Annotated in this window: 19 protein-coding genes; 9 read left to right on the forward strand and 10 right to left on the reverse strand. The window is 34.8% G+C overall.

Annotated elements, in window-relative coordinates; genetic code table 11:
- Positions 1–4: 4 nt before the first annotated feature.
- Both JQC67_RS03100 and JQC67_RS03105 read right to left on the reverse strand, forming a co-directional pair.
- Positions 5–3403 carry a SusC/RagA family TonB-linked outer membrane protein gene (locus JQC67_RS03100; RefSeq protein WP_203251400.1) on the reverse strand — a complete coding sequence of 1133 codons (3399 nt, stop codon included), beginning with the start codon at positions 3401–3403 and terminating at the stop codon, positions 5–7.
- A gap of 56 nt (positions 3404–3459) precedes the next feature.
- Positions 3460–4410 carry a PKD domain-containing protein gene (locus JQC67_RS03105; protein ID WP_203251401.1) on the reverse strand — a complete coding sequence of 317 codons (951 nt, stop codon included), beginning with the start codon at positions 4408–4410 and terminating at the stop codon, positions 3460–3462.
- Positions 4411–4649: 239 nt separating this feature from the next.
- On the opposite strand from JQC67_RS03105, the gene JQC67_RS03110 reads away from it, so the two are divergent.
- The 8 genes from JQC67_RS03110 to JQC67_RS03145 all read left to right on the forward strand — a co-directional run bounded on the left by JQC67_RS03110 (position 4650) and on the right by JQC67_RS03145 (position 14327).
- A complete protein-coding gene (locus JQC67_RS03110; RefSeq protein WP_203251402.1) occupies positions 4650–5936 on the forward strand; it encodes a hypothetical protein in 1287 nt (428 codons plus the stop codon).
- A 15-nt stretch (positions 5937–5951) separates the two neighbouring features.
- Complete coding sequence (locus JQC67_RS03115; protein WP_203251403.1) at positions 5952–7340, forward strand: PhoPQ-activated pathogenicity-related family protein; 1389 nt, start codon at positions 5952–5954, stop codon at positions 7338–7340.
- Entirely contained in the window at positions 7327–8241 is a 915-nt protein-coding gene (locus JQC67_RS03120; RefSeq protein WP_203251404.1) for an alpha/beta hydrolase, read from the forward strand. The genes JQC67_RS03115 and JQC67_RS03120 overlap by 14 nt, the downstream gene beginning before the upstream one ends.
- A 9-nt stretch (positions 8242–8250) precedes the next feature.
- Positions 8251–9261 (forward strand): polysaccharide deacetylase family protein, encoded by a 1011-nt coding sequence (locus tag JQC67_RS03125; RefSeq protein ID WP_203251405.1) that lies wholly within the window; start codon positions 8251–8253, stop codon positions 9259–9261.
- Between the two features lie 95 nt (positions 9262–9356).
- A complete protein-coding gene (locus JQC67_RS03130) occupies positions 9357–10217 on the forward strand; it encodes a bile acid:sodium symporter family protein (protein WP_203251406.1) in 861 nt (286 codons plus the stop codon).
- A gap of 50 nt (positions 10218–10267) precedes the next feature.
- Positions 10268–11347 carry a sialidase family protein gene (locus JQC67_RS03135; RefSeq protein ID WP_203251407.1) on the forward strand — a complete coding sequence of 360 codons (1080 nt, stop codon included), beginning with the start codon at positions 10268–10270 and terminating at the stop codon, positions 11345–11347.
- Positions 11348–11350: 3 nt separating this feature from the next.
- Positions 11351–12757 carry a neutral/alkaline non-lysosomal ceramidase N-terminal domain-containing protein gene (locus tag JQC67_RS03140; RefSeq protein ID WP_203251408.1) on the forward strand — a complete coding sequence of 469 codons (1407 nt, stop codon included), beginning with the start codon at positions 11351–11353 and terminating at the stop codon, positions 12755–12757.
- A 4-nt stretch (positions 12758–12761) separates the two neighbouring features.
- A complete protein-coding gene (locus tag JQC67_RS03145) occupies positions 12762–14327 on the forward strand; it encodes a hypothetical protein (protein WP_203251409.1) in 1566 nt (521 codons plus the stop codon).
- A gap of 1 nt (position 14328) precedes the next feature.
- Here JQC67_RS03145 and JQC67_RS03150 read toward each other — a convergent pair whose 3' ends face one another.
- The 8 genes from JQC67_RS03150 to JQC67_RS03185 are packed head-to-tail and all read right to left on the reverse strand — an operon-like array spanning position 14329 to position 22732.
- Positions 14329–14976: an HAD family hydrolase gene (locus JQC67_RS03150; protein ID WP_203251410.1), complete on the reverse strand. Its 648-nt coding sequence runs from the start codon at positions 14974–14976 to the stop codon at positions 14329–14331.
- Positions 14977–15007: 31 nt separating this feature from the next.
- Positions 15008–16015 (reverse strand): Gfo/Idh/MocA family protein, encoded by a 1008-nt coding sequence (locus tag JQC67_RS03155; RefSeq protein WP_203251411.1) that lies wholly within the window; start codon positions 16013–16015, stop codon positions 15008–15010.
- Positions 16016–16039: 24 nt separating this feature from the next.
- A complete protein-coding gene (locus JQC67_RS03160; RefSeq protein WP_203251412.1) occupies positions 16040–16867 on the reverse strand; it encodes a glycerophosphodiester phosphodiesterase in 828 nt (275 codons plus the stop codon).
- A gap of 5 nt (positions 16868–16872) precedes the next feature.
- Positions 16873–18156, reverse strand: coding sequence for a DegT/DnrJ/EryC1/StrS family aminotransferase (locus JQC67_RS03165; RefSeq protein ID WP_203251413.1), 1284 nt, complete (start codon positions 18154–18156; stop codon positions 16873–16875).
- Positions 18128–20737, reverse strand: coding sequence for a glycoside hydrolase family 2 protein (locus JQC67_RS03170; RefSeq protein ID WP_203251414.1), 2610 nt, complete (start codon positions 20735–20737; stop codon positions 18128–18130). Before JQC67_RS03170 ends, JQC67_RS03165 begins: the two co-directional genes overlap by 29 nt.
- A 17-nt stretch (positions 20738–20754) precedes the next feature.
- A complete protein-coding gene (locus JQC67_RS03175; protein WP_203251415.1) occupies positions 20755–20976 on the reverse strand; it encodes a hypothetical protein in 222 nt (73 codons plus the stop codon).
- A gap of 30 nt (positions 20977–21006) precedes the next feature.
- On the reverse strand, positions 21007–21222 hold the full coding sequence (locus JQC67_RS03180; protein WP_203251416.1) for a hypothetical protein: 216 nt from the start codon (positions 21220–21222) through the stop codon (positions 21007–21009).
- 4 nt (positions 21223–21226) lie between these two features.
- A complete protein-coding gene (locus tag JQC67_RS03185) occupies positions 21227–22732 on the reverse strand; it encodes a sodium:solute symporter family protein (RefSeq protein WP_203251417.1) in 1506 nt (501 codons plus the stop codon).
- Between the two features lie 537 nt (positions 22733–23269).
- On the opposite strand from JQC67_RS03185, the gene JQC67_RS03190 reads away from it, so the two are divergent.
- Complete coding sequence (locus JQC67_RS03190; RefSeq protein WP_203251418.1) at positions 23270–26629, forward strand: SusC/RagA family TonB-linked outer membrane protein; 3360 nt, start codon at positions 23270–23272, stop codon at positions 26627–26629.
- Positions 26630–26632 lie beyond the last annotated feature (3 nt).

Genomic DNA, 26632 nt, shown 5'->3' on the forward strand with positions numbered 1-26632 from the left:
TTTATTAAAATGTAACTCCAATTTTTATTCCGATTGGAACTAACCATGGATCAACATTATATCTTTCTATACCTTGTTTAAATTGAGTTCCTCTATTACCTGAACTTGTTTCTGCTTGAAAAGCTCTTTCTGGGTCAATTCCGAATTCAGAATCTTTAGTCCATAACATTATGTTTCTGCTGTAAAGCGAAACACTTAAATTATCAATGGCCGTTCTTTCTAAATATTTAGATGGCAAATCATAAGATAAAGAAACCTCACGTAATTTCACATAATCAGCATCAAACATGTGTGGTGTTCCAAATTCCCATGGGTTGGCAACCGAAAATGGAAGAAAAGCTGTTCCTACTTCACCTAAGTTTTCATTTTCTAAAATAAAGTTGCCATCTGCATCATGCGTGCCTACTACCCCTGCATTAAAAATACCATCATAGACAACACTACCTCCCAAGTCTTGGGCAAATCCTCCATCACCAGGTGGACCACCAATAGATAAGAAATTCTCTCCATAAATTAGTAAATCTGCGTTGTCTAAGACCCATTGCTTTAGTTCCGGACCGGGTTCAGAAATACCAGGGTTTACAAGATTATTTAATATTTGTTGACCATAACCATCTTCAACCATATATCTACTGGTCTGTGACATGTATTGCCCTCCAGAACGCCAATCAAATGTCAAGTTCAAAGAAAGGTTTTTGTATGATAAAGTTGTTTGTAAACCCATAACGAAATCAGGATTGTAATTACCAACTTTTACACGTTCTTCCTGTGCGAGCCACTCTGCATCTTCACCAGAACCTATTAGTGGATAGTTATAATAAGGTGAATTTACATCAGTAACTCTTTTAATTAATGGGGAGTAAATGTTACCCACTAAACCATCTTCTCCAGTGGCAGCATTTGCTATATAACCTCTAGAAACACTTTTGTTTTCACTCCAGAATTCTATATAATCAACCCCATCGGATAATTCTAAAATAGTTGATTCATTGGTTGTATAATTCAAATTAACATCCCAATTAAAATTTTCTGTGCGAATGGGAGTAAAGCCAAGTGAAAGTTCAAGACCTTTACTTTCAAGTACACCTGCATTTATACTAACACTATTGTATCCTGATGAACCGGGTATAGGAATATTTGGTACAATTTGATTTCTATTTTCAACCGTATAATAAGTTCCTTCAAAACGAAGTCTATTCGAAAACATATTTAAATCAATTCCTATTTCTTGTGATGTTGCCTCTTCTGGTTCAAGATTAGGTGTATTTAAGCCACTTTGACCACTATATAATACTGCATTATCCCACTGACCATTGTTGTTAAAAAATGCCCCTAATTGATATGGACTTGTATCATTACCTACTCTTGCCCAACCAGCTCTAAGTTTCAATAAATCAACTTTTGGTATACTAATCAATTCACTAACCAAAAAACTTAAAGAAGCCGAAGGATAGAAATAAGAACGATTATCAACAGGTAAAGTACTTGACCAATCATTTCTTGCAGTTACATCAAGATACAGTAAATCTTTATAGCCAAAATTTGCTAAAGCATAGACACTATTAATACCCCGCTCAGTTGTATAACTAGAATAATTTAATGTTGCTGGTGCGATATTATCAACTGTAAAAAGATTAGGCACAATAAGACCTGCTCCAGAAGCAGCAGAATTAATTAAGCCTGTGTTTTTTTGATACATTAAATTTCCACCTGCGGATAAAGTCATATCAAAATCACCTAAATCTTTGGTATAACTTGCCAATATGTCAATATTAGTTTCTAATCCATCTGTTTTGGCTATACCATAAGTGCCATTATTTGTTTCGCGCAGATAACCAGGAGCCATTTTAGTTTCTTGTGTTTGATTGAAACTATTTAGGTTATAACTACTTCTAATATTGAATGATGGAGAAATCTTCCAATCTAAAGCAAAATTACCATAGACTCTAAATCTTGAAAAGCTATTATTTACTTCATTCGCTAAAAACCATGGGTTTTCATAAAAATCTGAAAAATTATATATATCAGTCCCTGGCAATTTATAATCTTTTACATCCAAGAGATTAATGTTTGCAGGTGTACTATAAGCAGCCTGTAAAGGGTTAGTACCTCTATTCGATGCTGGTCTATTATCTGCATAGCCATGAACAACATTTACGTTAGTACTTGCCTCAAGTTTATCACTAAATTTTGAAGATGCCGTAAGAGAAAAACTGTTTCTTTTAAAATCAGAATTTGGAATAATACCTGTATTATCTAATGCGGTAACACCTACACGATAATTAAGGGCCTCAGTACTATTTGATATTGATATACTATTAGTTGTAGTAATCCCAGTTTGAACAAATTCTCGCACGTTATCAGGATAAGATCTTAATTGGGTTGGAATTGGCACACCATTAGCGTCTAATGGTGAATTCCATTGAACGGCATAATATCCTTTATCTAATTCAGGACCTCCATTACCACCAGCAGGTATTACATCTGGAAGAATATAACTTCCACCTTCTGATCTTGGTGAAAAGGAAAAGTATCCGTTAGCAAATTGAGATTGAGAATCTAAGAACCTATAAGGCACATCAAAAACAGTATTTGAGCTAAAACTAACTTTCATTTTTTCTTTATCCTTCGCTCTCTTTGTAGTAATTAAAACAACCCCATTACCCGCTCTAGAACCATAAAGCGCTGCAGCACTAGGTCCTTTTAAAATACTCACATTTTCAATACTTTGTGGATCTAAATCAGAAATTGCATTACCATAATCTACTGGGTTACGATCACCAAAACCTCCAATATTGTTTAATGTATTTGCAATTGGCACCCCATCTACAACAAATAAAGGCTGATTATCAGAACTTAAAGAAATTGCACCCCTAATAACCATACTTACAGAAGATCCCGCACCACCAGTATTATTTAATGTAACGCCAGCTACCTTACCAGAAAGTGAGTTCAACACATTCTCTTGTGCAACGCGTGTTAGCTCTTCAGCCGCGACATTCTCAACAGAGTACCCTAAAGATTTTTCTTCTCTTTTAATTCCAAGTGCTGTTACGACAACTTCATCTAAAGCTTGCGCATCTTCATTTAATAAAACATTAATAGTTGTCTTACCGGCAACACTAATTTCTTGTGTTTCAAAACCTAAATAAGAAAATACTAGAATACTATTTTCATCTGGTACATCTATTTTGTAATTACCATCAAAATCAGCGGATGTACCATTCGTAGTTCCTTTAATAAGTATAGTAACTCCTGGTAATGGCATTCCATCTGCAGCTGCAGTAACCGAACCAGTGACCGTTTGAGCACTTACGTAGGAACTGAATAAAAGAAACAGTACAAAAGATAAACAAGCCGAGAATCGAGTGGCTTTATGTTGGAAGTGAATATACGTGTCCATATTTAGTTTTGTGTATTTTTTATTATCATTTTTTGATTGATTCTATTTAGCTAAAGCTACTTTACAACTTCAAAAGTCAAAATAACTGCATTAGTATTTACACCTATAAAATCTTGCGAAGCTGCTAAAAACATAACCAATCTCATTGTGTTATCAGTTATATCTTGAATAATAACCTTTTGCTGAAAATCTTTAAGACCAATAAAGCTTTCACCTGAAAAATCAAGGGTGCTTACACCATTATAGGTCAACATTCCACCTGGTCCATAAACTGATGAAATAGTTAAATTTTCACTTTCTGCATATGTAAATGTGGCATCCGTTTCTGGTGTAAACATACCTGTACAAAGACCAAAATCGGCACCACCATCATTAACAATACCTGCACCACCCGTACTTACAAACTGATAAAGCAAACCACTAAAAACAGCGCCATCTGCCTTTACATCTTGACTATAACTACCATCAAAATAAAATGTAAATTCATCTTCATAAACTTCACCCATTCCTAAACCTGCACCAAATATACCTGCAGGTAAGGGAGCAGGAGCACCATCAAACGGTGTAAGTTCTGCGTCTGCATTACCGAAATAATCACCCTCAGAATGAGCGCTCGACAATTTCCAGGTTTTCCCAGATTCAGCAGTAGCCCCTCCTGTTAATAAAACATACGGTGTAATTTCAATTGCCAATTCTACTTGCTTCACTATTGAAGATCCAGCGGCATCAGCGGCGGTTAAAACTGCAGTATAATATCCGCCTTCAGCGTATGCATGAATAGGATTTTTATCAGTACTTGTTGTACCATCACCAAAATCCCAATTCCAACTTGTTGCATTATTTGTCAAACCTTGAAAGGCCACTCGTTTTCCATTAATACTTTGAAAAATGTCTGCAGTGAAAGGAATGCTCTCTACAGTTCTATCATCATCAGAACTACAAGAATTTAATACAAGCAAGAAGCAAACCAACGATCCTAAAAGTACTTTTGCGTTTGATATATTCATAACCGGTTCTTTTTTTAAGAGGTGCAAAACTGAGATTATTTTCAGACTTAAAATTTAACATTAAGTTGTATAATTGTTAAATCTAAGATTTCATCTTTACCAAAAATATTGTGAAATTTTTAACAACAATTCAGTTATATTGTTAATTATGCATTAAATATTACCCTTTAGAGTAAAAATTTACAATTAATTTTACAATGAGGGTAATATTCTTACAACTATCATATGTTAAAATGAAAATGAACCGAAGAAAAACTAATAATTACAATTCACTATTTCTAGTAATTGGTATACTCCTTTTTTCAATAAATCCTATAAATTCTCAAGAATTATTTGTAGGGTCAGCCAAACGAATACTAACTCCGAATCCATTAATAGCAGTATCAGGGGGTGTAGGAGCACCAAAACCAGTCACTACAAAAAAAGGTGAGCTTTCAGTAAGAGCCATGGTCTTTGTAAAAGGTGATGAAAAAATAGCAATTGTAAATATTGATAATTTAGGCTGGCCAGCTGCTCTTGGCAATAAGTCTAGAAAACTGATTAAAGACATTCCTTTTAACAACATTTTAATTGGAGCAACTCATACACACAGTGCTCCTGATGCATATGCCTTTCCTGATGAAAATGGCAATCACGCTGCCGATCTTGATTATCTTGAATGGTGTACCGTTCAAATAGCAGATGCGGTTAATGAGGCATATCAAAATAAAGAACCTGCTCAACTTAAAATTTCAGTAGAAAAAATAGAAGGTAAAATTGCTTACAATTATTACGCTCCAGATTTATATGATCCGAGATGTGGTGTAATTCAGGCTATTAGCACTAAAGGGAAAAATAAAAACAAGCCTATTGTTACGTTGGTCAATTATGCTATTCACCCAGAGGTAATTGGCAATAAGCAAGGTATATTGAGTCCCGATTTAATTGGCCCATTATATAATAGGTTAGAAGAAAAAACCGGCGGAATGGCAATTTTCATGAATGGAGCACAAGGCGGAATGGTTACTGCTGATAACCGATTAGAAAATGGCAAAGAAGCCAATGATTGGGAAGAATGTAAAAGAATTGGTTACTTACTAGCTGACGAAGCCATTCGAATAATTGCTAATGCTCCTATTCAAGAAAACCCCAATATTCTTTGTTCAAGTAAAAATGTAAGTTTTCCGATTGAATCAGAAATGATGCGTTTCATTCTGAAAAACTCACCATTAAGTATGGCGTCTTCAGATGATGGCAAAATAAGTACCACTATTAATTTATTGAATATTGGAACAGCGCAAATTTTAACCATACCAGGTGAAGCATTACCAAACATTGGCTACTACTTGAAAAGAAAAATGCCAACTAAAAATCCGTTTCTATTCGGATTAACTAATGACGCATTCGGTTACATTTTAACCAAAGAAGACTTTAACAGCTTTGAACGATATGCCTATGTAAGTCGTACCAGTTTAGGGGAAATGACTGGAGAAATTTTGATTTCCGAACTTTTAGAAATGATAAAAAACAATCCAAAACCACAATAAGTAAACAAACGCAAAATGAAAATAACATTTAAAATCTTACTATTAATTGCTGTAGTATTTTTAGCCTCATGCCGTGAAAATTCGAAAAAAACAGAAGAACCAAAAGCAGTAGCTGCAATTGAAGTGACACCAGAAAATGCATTAGAAAATTATTTAAAAACACCCGATGACTCATACGCGTGGCAATTAAAAGATTCTTTTGAATTAGGAGATGTCAAAGCTTATAATCTTTTATTGACGAGTCAAACCTGGCGCAAACATGTTTGGAAACATCAATTAACACTTTTAGTACCGAAAGAAGTAAAATATGATGGAGCACTTTTATTTATTACCGGAGGTCATCTAAAAGACGGTTTGCCAAAATGGACTCCCCAAGATGACATTGACGAAACAGGCCCAATGGCACTTGTTGCACAAAAGAATAAGGCTGTTTTGGCAATAATTCGTCAAGTGCCCATGCAACCTTTGTATGAAGGTGATTTGGTTGAAGACCAATTAATCTCATATACTTTACATCAATACAAACAAGATAAAGATTTGACTTGGCCTTTACTTTTTCCAATGGTGAAAAGTGCTGTACGCGGAATGGATGCGGTTCAAGAATTTTCAAAACAAAAGCTAAACAAAGACATTACAAGATTTACAGTTGCGGGAGCGTCTAAAAGAGGTTGGACAACTTGGCTCACAGGGGCAAGTGATCAAAGGGTTGAAGCCATAGGCCCTATGGTTATTGATGTTTTAAATATGCCTGTCAGTTTAGATTATCATTTAACTGCATGGAATGAGTACAGTATTCAAATCAACGATTATATAAAACTTGAAATTCCGCAAACCGTGAAAACAGCAGATGGTAATGCACTTACTCAAATGATTGACCCATACTCTTATCGTGAAAAACTAACGATGCCAAAACTTATTTTTATTGGCACCAATGATGAGTACTGGCCTGTTGATGCAGTTAAAAATTACATAACTGATATACCAGGTGAAAATTATATTCACTACACACCAAATGCGGGTCATAATCTCGATGGCGGTGAAAGTGCACTAAAAGCACTAAGTGGTTTCTGGGGACATGCCTTAGCAAAAAAACCATATGAACAACTTAATTATAAGCTTAATACAGATACAAAATCAGCAACCCTCTCGGTTACATCCAATTCTGAAGATTTTAAAAACGCATACCTATGGACAGCTGATTCTGATGATCGTGACTTTAGGGATGAAGAATGGAAATCGGTAAAAATAACTCCTGCGAAAGGAAAAGAAACATCGCAAAAAATATCTTTTCCTAAAAAAGGATATAAAGCATTTTATATTGATTTAGAATATGTAGATCAGAACGGTGGCACGTACACCAAAAGCACAAGAATGTATCTCGCTGATGACGATGAAGTACTCTAAAAAAATACGAAACTGGGGTATATTTTCAATCGCAATTATCGTTGCCGGTTTCTCTATTTTTGAAATCATTAAAGATACAAGCAACAGCTTACCAATAGCTTCTTATTATAATTATGACAAGGCTATTCCGTTGAGAGATTCAGTAAAAACACTAATAGATACAACTGATTTTTCACTGTATTCCGTTTCATACAAAAGTATTCATGACCAAAGAGTAACAGGCTTGTTAGGGCTTCCTAAGAAAAGTTTAACTCCATTACCAGTAATAATTTTAATGCATGGTCTCGGCGATAGCAAAACAGTTGATTATGTAGAATACGGTAATAATTACTTTCTCAAGAATGGCTACGCTGTTTTACGTATTGACATCAGTAATCATGGTGAGCGAAAAACCGATGTTTATGATTTTGATTTTACCGGAGAATACAAATATTGGTCTCGTAATATAATTAGTCAAACGGTCTTCGATCTGCGCAGAGCAGTAGACTTTATAGCAACTAGAAAAGAACTCGATCAAAACAGAATTGGTTACTATGGTATAAGCCTTGGTGGTATAATAGGCACAATTTTTTGTGGTGTTGATAGTAGAATTAAAGTTCCGGTAATTGCTTTAGCCGGTGGTCAGCTGAATTTGCTCTATGAAAAAAATGCACTTACTCAAGAAGCTAAAGATTTTGTAAGCATTATTGAGCCATTAAATTTTGTGCAGCACATTACACCACGTCCATTATTAATGCTCAATGCGAAGAATGATGAGATTGTGCCCCCTGCCATGAGTAAATTGCTGTATTACGAAGCAAAAGAACCAAAAGAAATAATTTGGTATGATGCTAAGCATAGAGATGCTCCAATTGACACGATTTATGGTGATGGTTTAGATTGGTTTAACAAACACTTATAAGATAATACTATGAAAAAAAACACGCTAAATAATGCTGCAATAATTCTTTGCTCCCTATTATTTTTAAATTGTGGAGAAAAGAAAAAAAGTAATACAAGTCAAGTTGAAGAACCTGTGACAAAAACATCAAATACATGGGCTGAAAAACTAGGTTGGCCAGCAAACAAAAAAGTAATTATGCTACATGCTGACGACATAGGCATGTGCCCAGAAGCCAACACTGCTGCTGAAAAAATGTTAGTTGATGGTGTTATTCAATCAGCTGCAGTTATGATACCATGCCCTAATGCAGAAGAATTTATTTCATGGGCAAAAAGCAATCCGAAAATGGATGTTGGTTTGCATTTAACTTTAACTAGTGAATGGAAAACTTATCGATGGGGAACAGTAACACCTGAAGCGGAAGTTCCGGGATTATTGGACGAACATAATAAAATGTGGCATGAAGTTCCGCAAGTAGTTGAACATGCTTCAGCGGAGGAAGTTGAAAAAGAAATTCGTGCACAAATTGAACAATCAATAGCATGGGGTCATCGCCCAGATCATATTGACACACATATGGGCACTTTATTTGGTCACCCAAGTTATGTTAAAGCCTATATGAAAGTAGCTGAAGAATATGGTATTCCTGCAAACATCATAGACATTTCAAACCCTAAAGTTTTGGCTGAATTTAGAAGTAAAGGTTATCCTATGGATGATAGTGTGGTAAAAATGTCTGAAGCATACACCTTACCAAAGTTGGATTATTTTACCAGTGCACCAAATGCAAAAACATATGAAGAGAAAATTGACAATTTCAAAAAATTAATTCAAGGTTTAGACGCTGGTCTTACTGAAATTATTTTTCATCCTTCAGTGTTAACCGAAAATTTAAAGACCATTACAGGTTCATGGCAACAACGGTCTTGGGAATCACAAATGTTCTCTGATTCAGACCTAATTCAATTCTTTAAAGACGAAGGTATCATCTTTACAAATTGGCAAGAAATAATGGAGCGACATAAAAAGTTGAAATGATAAAATATGATGCATAACAAATAAGATAACATTAACAGGATATTGTTTAATTGGGTTTCTTTGTATGTAAACGCTTAATTTATAAGGTTCAATAAATGGATTCTACTACAGGAATCATACTGGCTATTTCGCTGATCATTATTATGTTCGGCATGGGCTTGTCTTTAACTATATCTGACTTTAAACGTATATTCATTTACCCAAAGGCGATAATTATTGGCCTTTGTTGTCAAATAATAATATTACCTGTAATCGGTTTTGCAATTGCAACCATTTTAAATCTATCGCCAACAATTGCAATTGGCATCATGCTTTTGTCTGCCTGCCCAGGAGGCCCAACTTCAAATATGTTAACCTTTTTAGCCAAAGGTGATTTAGCATTATCAGTGTCTTTAACTGCCGCGGCGAGTATACTTACAATTTTTACAATTCCTCTAATTGTTCAATTTGCGGTACAAGAATTTGCAAATGAAAGTCAAATTATTAGTGTTGACGCAATAACAATGATTAAGCAGTTACTCGTAATTGTTTTAATACCTGTTAGCATCGGTATGTGGGTTAAACATAAATTTGGAGCATTCGCAACACGAATGGAAAAGCCTGTAAAAATCATTTCAGCAATCATATTTATTTTAGTTATAGTTGGCATTACACTTAGCCTTAGAGATGTTATTGTTTCTTATTTAAAAGAAGCTGGTTTACCTGCTGTTTTACTAAATCTAAGCACAATGACGATTGGCTTCGTTTTAGCCGTACTTTTTAAACTGAGTAAAAAACAAGCAATTAGTATTTCTATTGAAACAGGAATACAAAATGGAACTTTAGCTATAACCTTAGCCACAATTGCATTAAACAATGCCGAATTTGCAATAGTTCCTGCGATTTATGGGCTTTTAATGTACATATCAGCTACCATAATAATATTAAGCAGAAAGTCTTTGGGTGTGAAAAATTAAAATCCAAACTAATTAAATCCTAAAACATTTTAAACCTAATTTAATACCTAATGAGAGCATCCTATTTAATTGCCTTTTCAATATTTTTTCTATCCTGTAATGATAAAGTTGTCGAATTACCGCCATTAATTTCAACAGATCACCCCGCTGTATTAACACAAGAATTTATTTATGAAATTTCAGATGCATTAACGCCAGAATGCCATGCGTCAACAGTTGAAGTCAGTAACGGCATTGCTGTAGCTTCATGGTTTGGTGGTACAGAAGAAAAAAATGACGATGTAGGTATTTGGGTTTCTAGAAAACTAAATGGGTCTTGGACAACACCAATAGAAGTGGTCAATGGTGTACAAGATGAAAATACGCGTTACCCCTGCTGGAACCCTGTATTATTCAAACCAAAAGGTGAGCCATTATACTTATTTTATAAAGTTGGTCCTAGTCCACAAGAATGGTGGGGACTTTATATGACTTCTAACGATGATGGTAAAACTTGGTCAGAACCAATTAAACTTCCAGATGGAATTTTAGGTCCCATAAAAAACCAACCAATTCAATTAGAAAATGGCACAATTATTTCGCCATCTAGTAATGAAACCAAATCAGGTGAATGGACCATTCATGTAGAACAAAGTATTGATAGTTCTAAAACTTGGACAAAAACCGGACCGCTAAACAATCATGAAGAATTTGGTGCTATTCAACCAGTCGTTCTAAATCATGGTAACGGTAAATTGCAATTACTTAGTAGAACTGATAAAGATGTTGTTACTCAAAATTGGTCTGAAGATAACGGCCAAACATGGAGTGCTATGACCGCCACTTCATTACCAAATCCAAATTCTGGTGTGGATGGTGTTACATTAAAAGATGGACGCCATATTTTAATTTATAATCCAACTAGTAAAAATTGGGGGGATCGAGTTCCGTTGAGTTTAGGCATTTCAAAAGATGGAATAAACTGGGATCGCGCAATTGATTTAGAACCTTTACGAGAAACTACAGATAAAGAAGGTGAAGAATATTCGTATCCAACGGTCATTCAAGCAGCAGATGGTAAAATACATTTGGTTTATACCTGGAATAGAAAAACGGTAAAATACCTTGTAATAGACCCTACTAAAATCTAACCAATGCAAACCAAAAGATGGCAGCGAAGGTTGTTGCGCGTATTAGGAGCATGCGCCATTATACTTTTGCTGCTTTTCTATTTCTTGACTAATACCATTTCCACAGATCCATACTTCAAATCCACGTACTATAAAAATACAGTGGCAAAAATGGATTCTTCTTTCCTTAAAAAAATCGAAGAAAATGGACCGCTTTTAGCAGGCTTTGCAAAGGTAAATATCAGTCCAAAATATGTGGCCGAAGCACCAGATGCATCCAACGGAGAATTCAATGCAATACGAATGGCCGGTTATGGTGATGGTCAAATTGCAACAGGTGTTCATGATTCATTATTTGCAAAAGCAATAGCATTAGAAGTTAACGGCAAAGAAGTTATTTTTTTAAGTGCTGATATGGTTGTAATTCCAGAATTGGTTGTTCAAAAGGTAGCATCAAATCTTGAAGGCACAATTTCAAGGAAACAAATTTTATTTGGCGCTACGCATACCCATGCAAGTATCGGAAATTGCATACCAAAATTTGTTGGTGAAAGTTTTAGTGGTGAATATCAACCCGAAGTCGTGGCATGGTTAGGTGAAAAGTTTACACAATTAATTCTCACTGCTCGAAAAGATAAAAAGTTAGCAACATTCGCTTCAGATTATATACGAGTACCCAATTTAATACGAAACAGAATTATTGGTGAAACCGGAAGGTTAAATGATAAACTAAACTTAGTGTCCTTTCAACAAAATAAAGGCAAAAAAGCAGTCATCGGAATCTTTGGTGCACATGCTACAACAATAGCCACTTGGAATGATAAATTTAGTGGAGATTACCCGGGTTATTTTCAACGAAGTTTAGAATCTAAAGGAGTAGATTTAGCCTTATTTTTTGCAGGTACAGTGGGTAGTCATTCCAATAAAGGGAAAGGAGAAAAATTTGAAAAATCGAAATATATTGGTGAAACGCTAGCAGATTCTGCTGCTGTAGTCATTAACAAAATGGAATATGATTCGGTAGTACAAATGACTGCAATTACTACTGAAATTGAAATTCCAGAATTACAAGCCTTTTATATTTCAGACCGACTTCGTGTTGCACCATGGGCAGCAAGCAAACTAATGGCCGACATGCAAACTATTTATTTACAAGGGGTAAAAATTAACGATTTAGTTTGGCTAGCTATGCCATATGAACTTAGTGGTGAATATGGAATCGATTTAAAAAATGCATTAGAAGTAGCTGGTTTTAATTCAAGTCTTACCAGTTTCAACGGACAATATCTAGGCTACATAGTACCTCAAAAATATTATTATTTTGACACCTATGAAGCTCGATTAATGGGTTGGTATGGCCCTAGCATGGGTGATTATTTAATGGAATTGAATTTTAAATTGGCCAATGAATTGACCGATAAAAGATTGTAACATAATGAAAACATTAAAACGAATTTTTAAAGGATTAGGATTATTTATTTTATTAACTCTGTTAATCGTTAGTTGCATTTTCATTTATAACTGGCGCGACCGCCACCCCGATTATGCAATAGATATTAAAATTGAAAACAGAGATCAAAGTAGCATAAAAGCAGGCTTTGCGAAAAAACCGATTACACCTACCATAGTTGATACTTGGAACGACGCCAATGGAAATAATAAATACAATGAAGACGAAGGCGATACGTATAATGATATAAACAAAAATGGCAAGTTTGATGCCTTTTGGATCGCTGGTATGAGCAATGCTAAACCGGCACAAGGGGTACATGATGATGTATGGTCTCGTGTTATGGTTCTAGACGATGGTAAAAGCAGAATAGCAATGATTTCTATGGATGCTATTGGTTTTTTACATGGTGATGTAATTGACATAAGAAACCGTATTCCTAAAGAATTAGGTATCGATTACACTTTACTTTCAGCTACACATACGCATGAAAGCAATGATCTAGTTGGAATTTGGGGTGAAAACATGTTCAACTCAGGTGTGAACGAAGAAATGATGGAGTATGTAAAAGAACAAACGGTTGCAGCGGTTATTGAAGCCGCTAAAAATGTTCGACCAGCAAAATTGGTATTTGCTGAAGACCTTTCAGGCAACGATGCTCCTTTAATAAAAGACACTCGAAAACCAATTGTTAAAGCAACCGGCATTCATTTAATGCAAGTACTAGATGCTGAAAATGATACCACACTTGGCACATTAATCAACTGGTCTAATCATCCAGAAACATTATGGAGTCAAAACTTATTAATTAGTTCTGATTTTCCCCATTATGTTCGTGAAGCTATAGAAAACGGAATTTACAATGGCGAGAAAAAAATGGAAGAAGGTTTAGGAGGTGTTGCCATTTATTTTTCTGGGGTAATTGGTGGATTAATGGCTCCTCATCCATCCATTTCAATAGCTGACCCTTACACTGGAGTAGAATATGCAGAACCTACATATGAAAAAACAAAAGCTCTCGGTGACCAAATAGCTTTAATGTCATTAAAAGCATTAAAAAAAGAAGGGGATACGCTAAATAGTTCTAATATTTCAGTTCGAGCGAAAACTGTAATTGCTGAGTTAGATAATACAACTTTTAAAATAGCAAGTGGTATAGGACTTATAAAAATGGGGATGCCAGATTATTTTACAAAAAGAACAGAAGTAGGCGCAATCAGAATAGGCCCTGCAATGTTTTTAAGTATACCGGGTGAGATTTATCCTGAAATAGTTTTTGGTGGCATTGAAGCGCCCGAGGGTGGCGAGTTCGATATTGAGCCTTTAGAAATTCCACCATTACAAGAAGTCATAAAAGACAAGTATAAATTTTACTTAGGATTATCAAATGATGAGATAGGTTATATCATACCAAAAAGCGAATGGGATACTGAAAAACCGTATTTATACAATGACGAAGGCGATACCTATGGTGAAGAAAATTCGCTTGGGCCAGAAACTGGACCTTTTATATATAAATCATTAGTAGAGGTGATTAAAGATTTGGAGTAGTTTAAACAGCCTGTATAAAAGACGCCGTAATTTCTGAGTACTTTTCGATAATCTGATCGGCGGCTTGAAGGTTTTTAGGCTCCTCCGTATTGGTAATTGCAACACATTTCATACCTGCTGCTTTTGCAGATAATACTCCATTTTCAGAATCTTCTAAAACCAAACAATTACTACAATCTACCCCTAATTTTTTAGCCGTTAAAAGATATGGTTCAGGGTCAGGTTTGCCTTTTACCACATCCTGAGAACAAACAATTACTTTAAATAAATCACCTATTTTTAATTTATCCATTACAGTTTTCATCTCATCAAAAGTAGAGCTGGTGGTTAGCGCCAACGTGTATTTTTTATGCAGCTTATGGACTAATTCTTCTACATCTGGATAAATTTTTAGGTTGTCTTTTATTAATTCCAAATAAAACAAAGTCTTTGCTTCAATTAAACTTTCGGTAGTTTTTGACTTAATTTTATATGTAGATATTAGTTCTTTAAATGCTATTGTATCAGGTCTACCCAAACAAAACTTTCGATAAATTTCAGGTGTGATTTCTAATCCGACTAAGTCAAAAGCTTTTTTTGTAGCCAACTCATGGCAGTCTTCATCATCAGTAATTACACCATTCATGTCAAAAATTATTGTTGTAATCATTCCGATAAAATTTTAAGCTTCTTAAAATCATTTATAAATGAACAACCTCACCAGTTTCTGACGATTTATAAGCTGCATCTACAATATCTAAAACCAACTGACCTTCTATAATCCCTGGAACAGGTGTTTCATTATTTCTAATGGATGAAATAAAATGCTCCATTTGTCTTGTATAAATAATTTGATCACAATGTTCTTTTCTTTCAGGAAGCTTTGGTACAATTTTCTCAAAAGTTTCTTCTCCTGTTGTCATTTTTAAAAAAGTAGGAAATAAACTTGCGTATCCTTTAGTGCCAAATATACCTGCACTAGCTTCTGGGCCATCCATATGCGGATGCCACCAACCACTTTCAATAATACTTTCAGTTCCATTATCCCAAGTGATGATTATAATCCCTGAATCATCAACATCATAATCGCCAAAATTTGTTGCAATTCTAGCATAAACCTTTAAAGGTTTTGGATCACCTAAAAGATAGCGGATTGCGTCAATTGCATGAACACCCATATCGGCTAACGCACCACCGCCTGCTAATTCTTTTTTAGTAAACCATCCTGAAGGCCCCCAATTTTCATGAATTCCGTACCCTTTTGTTTTAAATACTTTACCCAGTTTACCTGAATCAATTACATCCTTTACATAATTTGTATCTGTATCAAAACGCCACATATGACCTACCATAACTGGTAAATTACATGCTTTAGAAACAGCGTTAATTTGCTTTCCTTCCTCAGCATTCATAGCCATAGGTTTTTCAAGAAAAACAGCTTTACCTGCTTTTAAAAAGTCAATTGCATAGGGAGCGTGAAACTGATTTGGAGTTGAAATAATTACAGCATCAATATCCGCTGTTTTTATAACATCTTGTATATCAGTATATGCATGTTCAATCTTATGTTTTTCTGCAAATTTCTCTGAACTCTCTTTTGTTCGAGCAACAACAGCGGTGATTTCAACATTTGAAATTTCCATTAAACCACGAGCATGATAATCTGAAATATATCCAGCACCTATAAGTGCAACTTTTATTGTCTTCATTTTAATATGTTAGGTTTATGTCACTTACAAATTTGCTTTATAACTATCATAAGCTTCAAGCATTGGTTCCAAATCATCTGTCAATATAAAGTCTATACCAAGATTCAGTAAAGCGTCAATTTCTTTTGCATCATCAGTTTGAACATAATTTATGGTGATGTTATGCCGTTTCAAATTTTCTATATCACTTTTTACGGTGGCATTGTCTCTACTCTTTTTCAATTGAATAAATGAATACCCTTTAGCAATCGTTTTAGCAATATATTTAGTTCTAGACGACAAGCGTTGCATATTACAAATTTTGATTTCTGAGCTAATTTTCTGTACACCCTTTGCTGCTTTCTTATCTGAAGCTATAAATGCTTGATGCATTTTACTTTCTGCGATAAGCACTTTCGCCGTTTCAGCTCCTAATTTTTTATTCCCTTTTAAATGAATATTGAGCCAAATATTATTGGGCATAATTTGAAGCACCTCTTTTAACGTAGGTATTTTTTCCCCTTCAAATTTCTTAGATTTCCAAGTGCCTGCATCTAGACTCCGTAATTGATCAAAAGTTAGGTTTTTTACAAAACCAGAACCGTTGGTTGTTCTATCTACAGTCGCGTCATGCATTATGATGAGCTTTTCGTCTTTTGTCAATTGCACATCAAATTCAATCATTTGCGCACCTAACCGAATAGCCTCTTTAAAAGCGGAAATTGTGTTTTCTGGATGTGTTTTATTTGCACCTCTATGTGCACATATACCTTGAGAAGGCAAAATTTCTACTTGCCCAAAAAGTTCTGAATTAAAGAAAAGCAGTGATACTAAAATGAAAAAGACCTTTAAATATCGCAACTTATTTTTCATTCTTTCTATGACATTAGTTCATCAGACTGATTGTAAATTTTTTGAATTGCAGATACAATTAAATCCATATCCGCTTTTGTTCCCATCAAAACTTTATGATGTAAACAAACAGATTCCTTTTCAAAAATTCGTTCACAAACAGGTAGTGAAAAACGTTTAGGATTAACACCTTCCCAATACGTCTCATTCAATTTATGCCGCGCTGGTTTAGTGTGCGGCACATAAAGTGAACAATTATTTAAAGGCTCATAACATGCATCTACTATTATGCCAATTTCTGCTTCTAATGCTGCTCTAAATTTTTCAATAGGTAAATTTTTAAATTCACTTTTATCATAACGAAAAGCAAAATTAAAATATGCTTTTTTCGTTTCTCGTTCATCTCTTTTTAAGGGAGAAATACCCGGTAATTCTTTTAAAAGCTCATTTAAATATTCGCCATTGGCATCTCTTGTTGCATTTTGTTCTGGCAATCTTTTTAAACCTTCAATTAAAATAGCAGCTTGAAATTCTGTAATACGAAAGTTACCAGACTGAATAAAATTACCATCATCACCATAATCTCCAATTCCTTTGTCTGCACCAATTAAAGAATCACCTTCAGGTCTACGACCAACATTTCTTAGAGCATCTAGTTTTTCTGCTAAATCGGCATTATTAGTTGTCATAGATCCACCTTCACCAGCTGTTAGGTGTTTTGATAATTGATAACTAAAACTACCTACATCACCGATACTGCCCGCTTTCTTTCCTTTCCATTCACCACCATGTTTATGCGCGCAATCTTCAATTACATAAAGATTGTGTTTTTTGGCGATATCCATAATGGCATCCATATCAGCAAATGCTCCGTACAAATGAACTGGTATAATTGCTTTAGTCTTGGGTGTAATCGCTTTCTCAATTGCAGCCGGATCAATACACCAAGTATCTTCTAGCACATCAACCAAAATAGGAGTAGCATTTACATCTATTACCGTTGCAGCAGTTGCCTGCCATGTTAGGCCCGGCACAATAACCTCATCCCCCACACCGATACCAAGAGCTTCTAATGCAAGCTGCATAGTTATGGTACCATTTACAGTACATAATGAATACTTTGTTCCTGTGTATTCTGCAAATAATTTATTGAATTCTACTTCTTTCGGACCATTATAAGACCATACACCACTGTTTAAAACTTCAATCAATGCTGTTTCTTCCTCTTTACCCCATACAGGCCATTTGGGCCAAGGATTTGAACTTATATCACGAGAAGGTTTACCGCCTTGTATCGCTAATTTCTGCATAATCGATTTTATTTAAATTCCAACCCTTTACATCTAGTTCTGGTTGTACTTCACATTTGTATTTTACTTTTAAACTTCGTTTTTCACCAGGCAATAAGCTGATAAAATTATCCTCCCAAAAAACTGGAAGAATCGTATCTCCAGATTGTTTTTCAACCATGTTTAGGTTAATCATAAAAGCGATAGTGTTACCCAAGTTTTCTAGAGATACCGTTGAAGTAAACTCAGTTCCATTATTTTCATGATTGCACTCAATCGCTACATTTGAAGGAGGCAGAGTGTCAAGCAAAGTTAAATCTGCGTAGTCTTTACTGGGTGTATGATAAGCAAATTCACCTAGGTCGGCTTCATAATCTAATGTTTCTTCTTGTGTTGAAAGCCAATAGAAATTATTACTCACTTCTTTTTCATCACTATTAAACAAACGTAAATCAATAAAATAGGTTGTTGAAAGATTTTCTAATTTTTGAATATCGAAAATAGAATCAGCGCTATCGGGCAATGCATCAAAAGTAATTTGCTCTTCTAAAAGCAATTCAGAATTTATATTGTAAATGCGAAGTTGTGCTGTTAAATTATTTACCTGATGCAAATGATCATTAATTGCATATATCTGGTGATCCCCATAATTATAAATCAAATGCAAAGGCAAACAGGCTTTTTGCGTCGCATAAAATGCTCCTGTAGGATTTAAATAATAATCATATAGCTGCCAATACATTTTTGGCCAAGCAGCATTCAACATCCATTGCACAAGACCCGTAGACCTATCTTTATGAACTTGAAATGCTTCAAACATTGGTCGCATTAATTCGTAGTTCATGGCTTGTGCCTTTTTATCAAATTCTTCTATCGATTCTGGGGTTCCATAACGCTGATTTATAGCCTCAATAAACCGACTTAAATCTGCAAATTCATAACGACCGCAATGATAATTCCAAGTCTCATTAATGGGCCACAATTTATCTTCAGGAATGAATTTTTTTAAGCTACTTAACTGCGGTATTTGAGCACCAGGACCGGTTTCAGTATTAAATCCATACGCACCACCAAAATTAGTATCTGTAAACCAATATACTGGAGCAGTATATGCATAAGGCCCTAACATTTTAACACCAGACGAACCACTAATTTCACTAATAACATCTTCACTACCAATTACGTGTTGATCACTACCAACACCCCCCGTAGAATTCAAATAAGGCCGAGTTGAGTCATACTCTGAAAAAGTATCAATATACTTTTGTTCTAAAGCTGTGATTGGGACTTTATCACTAGCTACTGTCCAAACAAAAATACTAGGGTGGTTTCGTAACCAAATTACTTGTTCTTCCCAAGCTTGAGCAACATGTTCTATATGTTCTGGCTTGTACACACCACCGAATCGTTCATCAACCGGAACACCCATATGAATTTCATGTTCCCAATGACAACTCCAACCCACCATCAGCAATATTCCATGCTCATCACAGAGGTCATAGATTTTATGGTCTTTGCCCCAAAAGCCTTCTAAGCGAATGCAGTTTAAGTTCATTTGTTTTACATAGTGCACTTGTGCTTCTATGTTTTCGTCAGTATCCATCAGAAAAAGGTCATCCGTCCAACCAGCACCTTTAATCAATACTTTTTGACCATTAATTTTAAAGCCTCTATGAATTTCTTTTAGCCAATAATCTTCAACTTCACGAATTCCGAAACTCGTAGAAGTATTACTAGAAATTTGACCGTCGACAGTAAACTCTAGTTTTAAATCATACAATTCTGGGTCACCCAAATGAATAGGCCACCAAAGTCTTGGGTTTTCAAATATTAGCTGCGGAAAATCTTCAGTTACAAACTCAAAGCGAGTTGTACTTTTTGCAGGGATAGTTATTTCTTGTTGAAAAACACAATTCTCAATAACACCTTTAAGAGTACCAGTAATTGATTGTATTGTATCATTTTTAAGTTCAGCGGATATCGTTAAATCAGCTTGAGCCAATGTTTTCAAATCAACGTTTGTTTGCACAAACGGATTCTCAATTAATACTCCCTGGTGCAATTCAATAGTAACGGGTCTAAAAATACCCATATTACCATCTGGCGGCGAGGGGTTCCAATCAACAAAACCAACGCTGAAGTCACCATTTACAGGTGGAATAACTTCAACAGCTAAGGTGTTAATGCCAGAAATAATATTATCACTAATATCAAATGATGTTCTTCTGTAAGCACCGTTAATCTCATTTTGATTTGCAATCTGCTTGCCATTTAACCAAACATTTGCTTTGTAGTTTATACCATCAAAAACTAAGGTTGCCGAATGCTTAGCATCAGCATCGTCTAATACAAACTCAGTAGCATACCACCATGGCACTTCAAATGCTTCCTTTGAAATCGATTTTAAATTTTCTCCGAAATAAGGATCTTTAATTAATTCATTTTCAACTAAAGCCCCTAAAACTGTTGTAGGCACTGTGGTTGAAATCCAAGTAATTTTGTCGTGGTTTTCGGTGGAGATTTGGTCACCTTTTTCTAAAATATTATTAGAAGATTGAATTTGCCAGTTGTCAGTAAGACACTTCTTGAAGCTCTTCTTCATAGTCATTAATTTGCTTCTTACTTTTTTAACTTTTTAAGTACTCTTGTTGCCTTCCACATCATTCCTCCGCCAATTCCCATTAAAACTACACCAGCAACTAAATCAGTCATTTGTTGAACAAAAGTTTCAGTAAAAACCATTGCAAAAGTGACAATTACACCAAATATGAATATAAATACCCCTAACGCTTGGTTTATTTGTGACGATTTTACTATCGAAAGACGTTCTATTTCATTCATAATATTTATGCTTTTACTTCACTAATTTTTTTAAAACTGGTAATAAACTGTTGCCAAAATACTTAGCACGGCTATTGACCAAACTTTTAAATTGTTCCACCAATGCCGGTCCTCTTTTTTTATACCTTCATATATATAATCATTTGGCAACATAAGTACTAGTGCGCCAATAAAAATATAGAGGCCAAAAAATATCATTTTTGCCGTTTCTGCTGAAACTCCGGAAAGCCAATCAAAATTCAACATAGTCTTAGCTTTTACTTTTAGTTATAATTTTTGAACTGAAAACCAAACCTTCCAATTCATCATCTGAGTGTTTCTTGGTTAATAAACTAACCGTAACATTAATTATAAAACCTAATACAAACGACCACCAAGAGATGTATAAAAATGGATCTTCGATTGTAAAGAAATCTGCTTTGAAAACATTTAGAAAAACGGCAAATCCAATACCGATAACCAGAGCTGAAAGCCCTCCCCATTGTGTTGTACGTTTCCAGAAAATTCCAAGTAATAGTATTGAAAATATTGGTCCTTGAAAATAGGACATAAAGGTTTGTATTGCAACGTAAATACCTGGAAAATCGCTACTTATTGGTGCTGTTGCAACTCCCAATACCAACAATACCAAAGTTGTTATTTGACCAACTTTTAAATAATGCTTGTCATCAGCATCCTTTTTAATGAAAGGTTCATATATATCTTTAGTAAATAAAGTAGCTGTAGAATTTAAGAGTGAATCTACACTAGACATTAAGCCAGCAAAAAACGCAGCGAACATTAAACCAACCAAACCTGGTGGTAATATAGTTTTAATCATCATAGGCAAAGCTTGATCCCCGTCTAACAAATCTGGATGCACCACAACTGCCATTAAACCTGGAAACAAAACTAGAATAGGAATAAACATTTTTAAAGCAGAACCAAAAACCATACTCGCTTTTGCATGCCATTCATTTTTAGCCGTTAAACAACGCTGAACAATCGACTGATTACCTATCATATAAGCGTTTGACATCACAAACGTAAGTCCGAATAAAATACCGGTCCACGGGAAGGGCGATTTGGTATTCACTGGTTGAATAATATCAAAATGGCTTCGATACTCTGGGCCCATTGTTCCAATTTTTTCAACCATATTCTCCCATCCACCTACAGCATCAAGACTAAGAAAAACTAAAGCGAATCCACCAATAAACATGATTACCATTTGTACAACATCAGTCATAATCACTGCCGTAATTCCTCCAAAATAGGTATATAAACCAACAACACCAGCTGTAGACATAATTGAAATCCATATTGGCCAACCCATTAAAACATTAAGAAGAACAGCACTTGCCCAAAACAACACCCCTAAATCAAGAGCAAAGAATAAAATCCATGTAGCAGATGCAATAGTACGAACTGACTTATTATAACGTCTTCCTAAATATTCAGGAATAGTGTACATACCACCCCGCCAGAAATATGGTATAAATATAAATGCAGCCAATAGCATTGCCGGCACCGAACCTACCCAATCAAAATTACCTACTGAAATACCATATCTATAAGCCTGACCAGATACCCCGACAAAGTCTAAAGCACCAATATCAGAAACCACAATTGACATACCAATTGCCCAAAACGGTAAACTTCTTCCTCCTAGAAAATAATCTTCTGAACTACTGACGAACTTTTTAAAATAAAGGCCCAGTAATAGCATCCCGACGATATAGGCTATTACAATAAAATAATCGATTCCTGCTAACATCTTTTTAGATTATAATTGATATACAAATTAAGTTGAATAGTAAATAATAGTTTTATTAAATCTTATTGTCTTTACATGAAATTTAAACCCAACTTCATGTTTTTACATCATTTTGATAAAATAAAGGTCAAAATTCATGACTTCATGGTTTATGATAAACAAAAAAACATCAGGTTTACTAGAAGAATATACTTCTCAACATATACATTTCAAGATGCCTAATGCAAAAAATAATCTTCAAATTCAGAGTATTATATATAAATAAGGTAGAAATAGATGTTACTCCTTGAAAATTGACAAACACAACCACCCTTTTTCTCCACTTAATAAGAAATTTAAAAAACTGGTAAATTATAGCTTTTTGACTTAAACTAATACTATTTTAACCTCAATTTTACAATTGCATAACAAATTGAAATTTAAGGTTAAAATATGATATATAACTAACAATATACTTTATGTTTTCACAAGATTTTTAAAATAGATTTGTTCACAACTAATTATCAATCAATTCATTTCATAAACGCAACACAAACTATGAAAAAAAGAAATTTAAAATTATTTACCTTCTTTTTACTAAGTATGTTCATGGCAAATATTTATGCCCAACAAGAAGTAAACGGAGTTATCAGTGACGTAACCGGCGAATTATTGCCTGGGGTATCGGTCATATTAAAAGGAACAGTTACAGGAGTAACTTCAGATTTTGACGGCAACTACAGTATAACTGTGCCTGATAATACATCTGTACTTGTGTTTTCGTATTTAGGTATGTCAACACAAGAGATAACAGTAGGCAATCAGACCACTATTAATGTGGCTTTAGAGGAGTCTTCTGAAAAATTAGACGAGGTAGTTGTTACTGCACTAGGTATTTCTAGAGAAAAGAAATCACTTGGATATTCAGTTGCTGAAGTAGATGGCGATGACATAACAACTGTTACCCAAGAAAATGCATTAAATGCTTTGAATGGTAGAGTTTCTGGGGTACAGATTAACTCAACAGGTGGCGCAGGTTCTACAGTAAGTGTAATACTTCGTGGTGCTTCTTCATTAACCACAGATAACCAACCATTATATGTTATAGATGGAGTGCCACTTTCCAGTGGTCTTACCAACATAGGTAGTGCTGGTAGCGGTATTGCTGTTGATTATGGCGGTGGTATTGGTGATATTAACCCAGATGATATCGCTAATGTATCTGTATTAAAAGGCCCAAGTGCAGCTGCACTTTATGGTTCTAGAGGTGCAAATGGTGTTATAATGATTACCACAAAATCGGGTAAAAAAGGCAAAGGCTTAGGTGTTTCATTTAGTTCTAGTAATGTATATGAAACTCCTTATAAGTTTATCGAAAAAAGTACGCTTTTTGCAAATGGTAGTCGTCCAGATCCAACCACTTCTCAAATTGATGAAACTTCATCTGGGTGGATAGGTCCAGAATTAGATAAAGGTTTAAGCGCTATTCAATGGCCTTATACAGACGCAGAAATAGCCAGTGGTGTTGGTGTTGCTACTCCTTTAACATCTAGAGGTGCAAACAATGCTAAAAACTTCTTCGAATCAGCATTTACTTCAACAAATACTATTGCAGTAGAGAATAATACAGATCGTATGAACTACCGTATGTCATATACGAATATGCAACATGAAGGTTTTATTCCAAATTCAGATTTACACAGACATAATTTTGGTGTTAATAGTGCCTTTGATGTTACTGACAAATTTAAAATAACTTCAAGTCTTAAATACACTATTTCAGGTGCGGATAACCGTCCGTCAACAACAGAAAGAAATGCAAATCCTTTACAAGCTTTATATGATATTAATCCACATATCGATATTAGAGATATGGAAGATTATTGGTTAGTAGAAGGGCAGAGTCAAAATGCACCTTATAATTTTGGTGATGATCCATCGGATTTTGAATACAACAATCCATATTTCATGGCATATGAAATAAACAATGGTTTTGAACGCAAAAGACTAATGGGTAATATACAGTTTGACTATAAACTATCTGACAAAGTTTCATTAATGGGCCGATATGCGTATAATGATTCTCAAGAGGTAAGAGAAACAACCATATCTAGTGGTTTTAGTAGAGAAGTGAACGGCTATTATGGTATTGCTAATGTAGGTGGTGTTGAAAGCAATGCTGATTTTTTACTATCCTACAGAGATAAATTAAGCGAGAATTTCGATTTCGGTATATCTGGTGGTGGTAATATAAGAAATGTAAATACCTATAGTAATTATACAAGAACTAAAAATGGTGGGTCAGGTCTTATTATACCAAACCTTTTTCTATTATCGAATATAGCAGCCGATAATGTAGAATATAATGAAATTCTTTCAAGCGAACGTGTTAATAGTTTATATGCCCTAGGTAATATCAGTTATAAAGACATGGTATATATAGATGCAACAGTTAGAAATGACTGGTCTAGCACATTACCTGAGGACAATAATGATTTCTTATATCCTTCTGTTTCTTCAAGTATATTGGTGAACAACATTTTCGATATGGGAAATAACGTGTCTTTGTTCAAACTACGTGTTGGTTGGGCACAAGCTGGTAATGATACTAATCCCCATAACTTATATGCTATTTTAAATAATTCAGGTGATTGGGGTGCAGCATCGCAATTAGAAGTACAATCCGCTTTAAAGAATAGCGAGATTGAGGCAGAATTAAATACCTCCACAGAATATGGAGTTGATTTATCGCTATTCAAAAATCGATTATCAATGGATTTTACCTATTATGAATCAGATAATAAAAATCAGATTTTTAATAAAACTTTACCAATATCTTCAGGCGCTACTAGTAAACTATTTAATGCAGGTAACTTAAACAGTACAGGTTTTGAAGCGAGCCTAGGAGGTGTATTAATTGATAGTGATGATTTACGTTGGAATATGAACGTAACATACACCCAAAATAAGACAGTAATTACCGAATTAGCTGAAGGCACCGATTATGTAAGGTTCTGGAACCAAGCAAGAGGTGGTGCCTATACATGGGTTGGTGAAGAAGTTGGCCAAATAGTTGATGCCGATTTCATTCGAGTAGAAGATGAGAATTCACCATACTTTGGATGGCCATTATTAGATGATGAAGGTTGGGAAAATAGCGATAGAACTTTATCAAATGAAGATGGTACTAGAGCTGCTGCTGTAATTGGAAACTATAACCCAGATTTTAAAATGGGCTTACAAACATCTATCAATTACAAAAACTGGAATTTATCAATGAACTTTGATTGGAGAAAAGGTGGTCAATTTGTTTCTCAAACACACCGATATGGCGAATCTGATTTACAAACAACAAGATGGTTAGATAAAGTTCATGATTTAAGTGATGTTGGTGATATTCCAACTTATATAAAAGAAAATGCTGATACATTTTTATCTCCTACTGGCGAATTTTACCCTATTGTTGGTGGCCCAACAGAAGAATATGGTGGGTTTCCAGTCGATGGTTTAAATGATGGTGTATTCGTCCCAGGTGTTATTGGTACGTATGATGATAATGGCAACTTTATTGCAACTCAAGAAAATATTGGTGGTCCAGGCACACAATATCATACCTATGGTGATCAATACGGATGGGATTTCACAAGAAATGCTACTTTCGATGCAGATTATGTTAAACTTAGACAAATCTCAATTGGCTATACATTTTCTACCAAGATTGCTGAGAAAATTTCTATGCGCAATTTATCGCTTTCATTGTTCAGCCGTAATATTATTTTATGGACTAAAGCTGGTATAAACATTGATCCAGAATCTGCCTTTCAATACTCAAATGGTAATTTATCACAAGGAGTTGAACGATATAATATTCAACCATGGGCGATACCTGTAGGAATCAAATTAAACGCAAGTTTCTAAATA

The sequence above is a fragment of the Aurantibacter crassamenti genome (assembly GCF_016811105.1).
GTDB lineage: Bacteria > Bacteroidota > Bacteroidia > Flavobacteriales > Flavobacteriaceae > Aurantibacter_A > Aurantibacter_A crassamenti.